The organism is Sulfitobacter sp. HI0129 (assembly GCF_001635395.1).
Lineage (GTDB): Bacteria > Pseudomonadota > Alphaproteobacteria > Rhodobacterales > Rhodobacteraceae > Sulfitobacter.
In genome coordinates this window covers 1-6,326 of the sequence record NZ_LWGH01000297.1, presented here as the reverse complement: position 1 = coordinate 6,326, position 6,326 = coordinate 1, and the positions used below count along the sequence as shown (strand labels likewise).

The window sequence follows — 6,326 nt, the reverse complement described above, 5'->3', positions numbered from 1 at the left end:
AGCCTGCATCGCGGCATGCGCAGTATCGAGCGGGGTCGTTTCAGTCATCCAGTACATCCCTTACGGCCGCCTGCAGGCGCGGCACCACGTCGGCTTCGAACCATGGGTTCTTCTTCAGCCAACCGGTATTGCGCCAGGACGGATGTGGCAAGGCGAAGACGCCGGGCGGGTGGGCGCGCCAGTCGGCCACAGCCTGCGTGACAGACTTGAAAGACGGCAGATGGTAGCGCATGGCGTGCCCGCCGATCAGAATGGTCAGGCGGATATCCGGCACAGTGGCCAACGCGCCTTCGCGCCAGGTACGCGCGCAGATGGGCGGCGGCGGCAGATCACTGCCTTTGGCATCGTAACCGGGAAAGCAAAAGGCCATCGGAATGATGGCAACTTTCGAACGGTCATAGAAAGTATCCTCATCGATCCCCAGCCATGATCGAAGCCGCCTGCCCGATGCGTCCCAGAACGGCGTATTGGCTTCATGCACCCGCAAGCCGGGGGCCTGGGAGGCGATCAGAAGCCGCGCACCGGGCTGGAACCAGACGACCGGATTTGGGCGGTGGGACGTGGCCGTGGCGGCAAATCTTTCCGCGCAGATCGTACAGCGACGCAAGGCAGGGCGAATGTCGGTTACCATGGGCTTCAGATAGGCGACGGCGCGCAAAGTGGAACCCCCTTATTCCGCCCCCAACAACAGCAGCGACGCTGCCTCTTATTACCGCATGAGCAGAACTTACCCGGAACAATCGGATTCACCCGTGCGTTGAGGAATAACCTCTTTCTGAAAGGACGATCATGCCGCTTTTGCAGACCCGTACAGCCGCCGCCGCGCTGCTGTCGCTTCTTGCCGCCCCCGCTTTCGCTTTGCCCTTCACCGCGCAGGATATTGAGGAGGCGAAGTTCCCACCGAAGCAGATGGAGCAAACTGGCACGACGGCGACAGGTATGACAGCAACAGGAACGGGTGCGGGCAGCACGGATCTGCAGTCAGGTTCTTCGGGCCTGTCTTCCGGCGCTTCTGCGACCGCGCAGACAGGTAATTCACAGGGCAATACCACCCAGACCGATGCCCAAGCAGAGGCAGAGGCGGAAGAAGATGACAGGCAGGATGCCCTGACCGCCAAACTGCAAATCCTGCTCGACCGTGCCGGGATCTCCCCCGGCGTCATCGACGGCTACAAGGGCGGTATGTCCGAAACCGCACTGCGGGCCTTCGAGGCGCGCGAAGGGTTGCCGGTGGACGGGGAACTAGATGCAGATGTCTGGGCCGCTTTGGGCGGGCCGTCCGCCGCCCAGCTTACAAAGCAGTACACGATCACTCAGGACGACTTCGTCCGCCTGCACAACGGCGCCCTGCCTGACGATTATGCAGATCTCGCGAAGCTGGAGTGGATCGGATACACCTCCGTCACCGAAAAGCTGGCGGAAGATTTCCACATGGATGAGGATTTCCTTATCGCCCTGAACGCCGGCACCGCTTTCGAACCGGGGCAGACAATCACTGTCGCAAATGTGGAAGCGCCGCTTCCTCAGGGCACGGTCGCCCGCATTGTCGTCGACAAGCCTACCAGTCGCCTGATCGCCTATGACGGGTCGGGCGCGGTGATCACCGACTACCCGGTCACGGTCGGCTCCGAAAGCACACCGTCGCCCTCGGGGACGATGAAAGTGAACGCCATCGCGCCGGAGCCCACATACAGCTACAATCCGGACCTGAACTTCCAGCAGGGTGACAACGACGAATTCCTGACCCTGCCGCCCGGCCCCAACGGGCCTGTTGGCCTCGTTTGGATCGACCTCGACAAACCTACCTATGGATTGCACGGCACCCCCTATCCGGCGGGCCTGTTCAAGAACCAGAGCCACGGTTGCGTACGACTGACGAACTGGGACGCGCAGGAACTGGCGGACCTCGTCTCCGCCGGGCTGGACGCAGGTGGTGTCATGGTCGAATTCGCGGAATGAGCATGTGGATGAACAGCCGGGTTCAGGTGGCGACCTGCCTGTCGCTGCTGGCCCTCCCCGCGCTCGCCCAGTCCGAAGCGCCAGAAACGTCGCTGACCCCGCCGCAACTCGAACGGGCAGAGCCCGAAACCTCGGAGGAAACCTCCGAGGCCCCGGCGCCCGTACCGGAGCCCGCCCCCGTTGATGTCGACCCCGCCGAGACACTGGCGACGGACGATCCGCCGGAAAAAACGCTCGCCATCACAGCGGATCCAGCAGCCTTTGCGGCCTGTACCGCGGCCCTGACCGAACTGGGGGCAAGTTTCGAACCCGTGGCCCCCATCCGCGATGAAGATGACGGGTCCTGCGGTATTGCGCAGCCCATCCGGCTGGACGCCGCGGCCCCGGGCGTGGCGCTGAACCCCGATACCTTTCTGCGCTGTGAAACCGCGCTCGCGCTTTCGCAATGGGTCACACGCACCGTGCTGCCCGCCGCCGAAGTCCTGAGTGAGCGGGGAGCGGTCACCTCGCTTCAGCACGGATCGTCCTATATCTGCCGCCGTCGCAACAACAGCCCGACGGGAAAGCCCTCGGAACACAGTTACGGCAATGCGCTGGATATCATGGGGGTCGGTTTTGCCGACGGCAGCATGCTGGCGATCGAGCCGCGTGAACGCGAAGGAACGCTGGAAGAAGCCTTTCAGGATGCGATCCGGGCGGGCGCCTGCCTGTCCTTCACCACCGTTCTCGGCCCCGGATCGGATGCGGCCCACGCCAACCACCTGCATTTCGACATCAAAGCCCGCAACGGGGGCTTCCGCCTTTGCCAGTAGCGCGGGGCTGGACGCCGGTCAGGCTGTCTTGAACAACCCGTATCCGAAGTTGGAACGGCCCTCTTTGGCCACCCGGCGCATTTCCTGCACTGTCTGCTGACCCTTCATCAGGGGGATATCCACGAAGAAGGTGGTGCCCGGACCTGAGTTCTTGCGGTAGTCAATCGCGCCGCCCTGCGCTTCGATGATGCGCTTGGAGATGTTCATGCCCAGCCCCGTACCGTTCACGGCACGCTGGTCGCTGGAATCGACTTGCGAGAACTGGTCGAACACCTTGTGGCGATGATCCTCCGACAGGCCGATCCCTTCGTCGATCACAAGGATACGCGCGAAGTCCTCGAAGATTTCAGAGCTTACGATGACCTTGCTACCAGGCTTTGAAAACTTCGCGGCATTGGACAACAGGTTCGACATGACCTGCTGCATCCGCTTTTCGTCCGCCTGGATCACAATATCCTTGTCGAACTGGCCTTTCACCAGATCCACGCTCAGCGTCTCCGCGTAGCCCGCGTTCAGATCGATGGCATCGTCCAGAAGCGCATGCAGTTCGAGCGGTTCGACGGAAAGGGAGATCTTGCCGGCTTCCATCTTCTGCAGATCGAGGATCTCGTTGATCAGTGACATCAGGTGGCGGCTGTTGCGCTGCGCGATACGAAGGGCCTTATCCGCCTTTTCGGGAACTTCGCCCATCGCCCCGCCGCAGACCAGATCCAATGAGCCCCGGATCGATGTCATGGGGGTACGCAGCTCATGGCTGATGGTTGAAAGGAACTCGGATTTGATCTGATAGGCAATCTTCGTCTTCTCATGCTCCACCTTCAACGCCTCGTGCTGGCGCTGGTTGGTCCGGTAGAGCTTCATGTAGATGCGCGAACAATCCACGATGAAATAGATCACAAAGAGCACGGCAAAGAACTGCATCCAAAGCTCGGACGACAGTGGCGCGCCGGTGCGTATGATGTCGTAAAGAGGGATGAACAGGAAGGTCACCCCATAGATCGTGAGCCGCAGCACCAGTACCTGCAGCAGCTGGTGGTTGTTCATCGCGGCAAAGAGCGATGCCGCAAAGAGGAAGAACAGCGACATGAAATGGGTGGTCGGCCCCTGCTCCAGCGCGATGCCGATGGTGTAAATGCAGATGACGGCGGCGCTGATGATCGTACCGAAATAGATGCGCCACAGGAAATGTCGCGCGATCCGGGGGCTCCGCCCTCGCCATATGGCGATCTGGCGGAACAGGATGTAATCATAGATCTCGGAAAGCGCGACGACGGCAACCGTCGAGATCGCCAGCCACAGGTCGTAGTAATAGGCCGCGAGGACGACAGCGGCAGAGTAGATGATTTGACGCTGCCAGAACATATTTCGGCCGACGGTGGCATAGTCGCGGATCTGCTGCGTTAACAACCGCCGCGAATCCATCTCCATCGGGCTGACGTTCTCATCGTTCATTTTACGTTCCTACTATGCGTCGTTGGCACCGATGTGCCGGCCTCTGGGTCTTATTGTTCCGAATTTTGTGATCTTGGAGCCACGATTCGGCTGATATTGAAACAATTCGGGAGCAACATGACCGATCACTGCGCCAAAAGTATGGCCACAATGTGCTACCACAAGTTACGTTAAGGTTAGTTAAGAACACGTTAAGTTGGGCGGGCATGGGTATTCAAAAGAGCATTCCGGGCATTGGAACCTGGAAGCACATTTTTCCTGATCTTATTCCACAGGAAGAGCTTAACATTGCGGCACTGGAGTCGAAGAGCGCGCGCGCGTCCCGGCAACGGCTGGAATCCGCGAACTCGCGCGCTTTGCCGCCCCTGTCCGAGCAGAACCGGCAAGTACGCGCGATTACGCTTTCAATGACGAACATGCACAATCACGGGGAATTGTTCGTCAACTTCATGCGCGCCCGTCGGGAGGTCTTCATCCAGTCGAAGGGCTGGGATCTGCCCGAAGTGGACGGCATGGAGTTCGACCAATACGACACGCCCCGCGCACGCTGGATCGTTCTGCACGAATACGGCGAGGTTCTGGGCGGCGTCCGCTTGACCCCGACCACCTCCCAATGCGGGCAGTACAGCTACATGATCCGGGACGCCCAGCAGGGCCTGATCGACACGATCCCCCGCGATGTCCTTTTCTTCAAGGCGCCCGTCAACCCCACGGTCTGGGAAGCGACGCGCCTTTTTCTGGCACCCTCTATTCCGTCGCAGCGACGCATGGAACTGCAACGCTTGCTGCTCGCCCGGATGGCCACCGCAGCGGCCGAGATGAACGCCAGCCATGTCATAGGCATCGTTCCGGCTGTCTTCAGCCGCTGGATGACGCGCCTTGGTGTGATGAGTGCTGTGCCCGTCGGACCGGTGCTCAACATCGACGGGGACCGGACCCAAGCGGCCCTGATGCGCGCAGTCCCGGACGAGCAGGTCAACTGACCCTCAGGCACCCTTTCCCCGCTGTTTCTTAAGGATTATTAAGGATCGATGCCGCTCCCAAGGGTCATGTGGCGTTGTACATTTGTTTCCTATTGGGACATAATGCGGACAAATTCGGTATATAGAACCTGGGGACATCGCTGAACCGAGCGATGAGGCAGAGCCGGACCGGAGCAGACATGCTGGAATTCGAAAACGTATCCAAGTCCTTCTGGACCGGATCACAGCACAAGGTCATCCTCGACCGGGTGTCTTTTCGGGTGGAACTGGGTCGTTCGCTGGGCATCCTTGCGCCCAACGGCACGGGCAAGAGCACGTTGATCAACATGATGGCGGGCCTCGAAAAACCCGATGAGGGCGAGATCAGGCGCGGGTGCAACATCAGCTTTCCGCTGGGGTTCATGGGCGGCGTCGTCGGCAAGGTCTCAGCGATGGAGAACGCGCGTTTTATCGCGCGGCTCTATGGGCTCGATCCCGACTATGTCGAAAGCTTCTGCCGCTGGTTGTGCAATCTGGGCGAATACTTTGATCAACCGCTGGGCACCTATTCCTCGGGGATGCGCTCACGCTTTTCCTTCGCGCTGATGCTGGCGCTCGATTTCGACATGTACCTGATCGACGAAGGCATGCCCGCCTCCACGGATGTTGAATTCAACCGCAAGGCCGGTGACATCCTGCAGGAACGGCTGCGCACTACCACGATCGTGATCGTATCGCACAGTCCCACGACACTCGAAAAATTCGCAAGCTCGGCAGCTGTTTTGCTACACGGTAAACTGCATATGTTCGACACCCTGGAAGAAGCGAAGCAGCTTTATGACTACGAAACCCAAAGCTAGAAAGTTCCGCATCAAGCGGGCGGCGCCCCCACAGGGAACGGGCAATGTGTCTGCGGCTGGCAACAGCGCGGCCCCTGGAGTGGAACGCGCCGAAGAACCCCCGCGCGAAGCTCCGAAGCCGGTTCCGGCCAAGGCCGACAATGCGACGACCCGCCCCCGACCCCGTGCTGTCGAAACACCCGCACCCGCGGAAACGCCCGCGCCAGCCGAATCGCAAGATGAGGTGAGGGCAGGCGAAGTCTCCTCCCCCGCCGAAGTCTCGGGGGAGCAGGACCTCGATG

At 60.5% G+C, this 6,326-nt stretch carries 6 protein-coding genes and 1 pseudogene; 5 read left to right on the top strand and 2 right to left on the bottom strand.

Features of this window, described 5'->3' with window-relative positions; all coding sequences use genetic code 11:
* Window positions 1–40: 40 nt before the first annotated feature.
* The gene (locus A3764_RS06690; protein ID WP_067951359.1) at window positions 41–631 is read right to left on the bottom strand and encodes a uracil-DNA glycosylase family protein; all 591 of its coding nucleotides are present in this window, start codon (window positions 629–631) and stop codon (window positions 41–43) included.
* Window positions 632–789: 158 nt separating this feature from the next.
* Between A3764_RS06690 and A3764_RS06685 the strand changes: the two genes are divergently transcribed.
* Window positions 790–1,959, top strand: a complete 1,170-nt coding sequence (locus A3764_RS06685; RefSeq protein ID WP_067919905.1) for a L,D-transpeptidase family protein — start codon at window positions 790–792, stop codon at window positions 1,957–1,959.
* A gap of 8 nt (window positions 1,960–1,967) precedes the next feature.
* Window positions 1,968–2,771: an extensin-like domain-containing protein gene (locus tag A3764_RS06680; protein ID WP_067919909.1), complete on the top strand. Its 804-nt coding sequence runs from the start codon at window positions 1,968–1,970 to the stop codon at window positions 2,769–2,771.
* A gap of 18 nt (window positions 2,772–2,789) precedes the next feature.
* Here A3764_RS06680 and A3764_RS06675 read toward each other — a convergent pair whose 3' ends face one another.
* Window positions 2,790–4,223 (bottom strand): sensor histidine kinase, encoded by a 1,434-nt coding sequence (locus tag A3764_RS06675; RefSeq protein WP_067919903.1) that lies wholly within the window; start codon window positions 4,221–4,223, stop codon window positions 2,790–2,792.
* Between the two features lie 416 nt (window positions 4,224–4,639).
* Here A3764_RS06675 and A3764_RS06670 point away from each other — a divergent pair, with 416 nt between their 5' ends.
* The 3 genes and pseudogenes from A3764_RS06670 to A3764_RS25910 form a co-directional block, all read left to right on the top strand.
* Window positions 4,640–5,206: an acyl-homoserine-lactone synthase gene (locus A3764_RS06670; RefSeq protein ID WP_236628100.1), complete on the top strand. Its 567-nt coding sequence runs from the start codon at window positions 4,640–4,642 to the stop codon at window positions 5,204–5,206.
* Between the two features lie 179 nt (window positions 5,207–5,385).
* Window positions 5,386–6,045, top strand: coding sequence for an ABC transporter ATP-binding protein (locus tag A3764_RS06665; RefSeq protein ID WP_067919901.1), 660 nt, complete (start codon window positions 5,386–5,388; stop codon window positions 6,043–6,045).
* Window positions 6,046–6,124: 79 nt separating this feature from the next.
* A pseudogene (locus A3764_RS25910) lies at window positions 6,125–6,326 on the top strand (hypothetical protein); the annotation flags it as partial.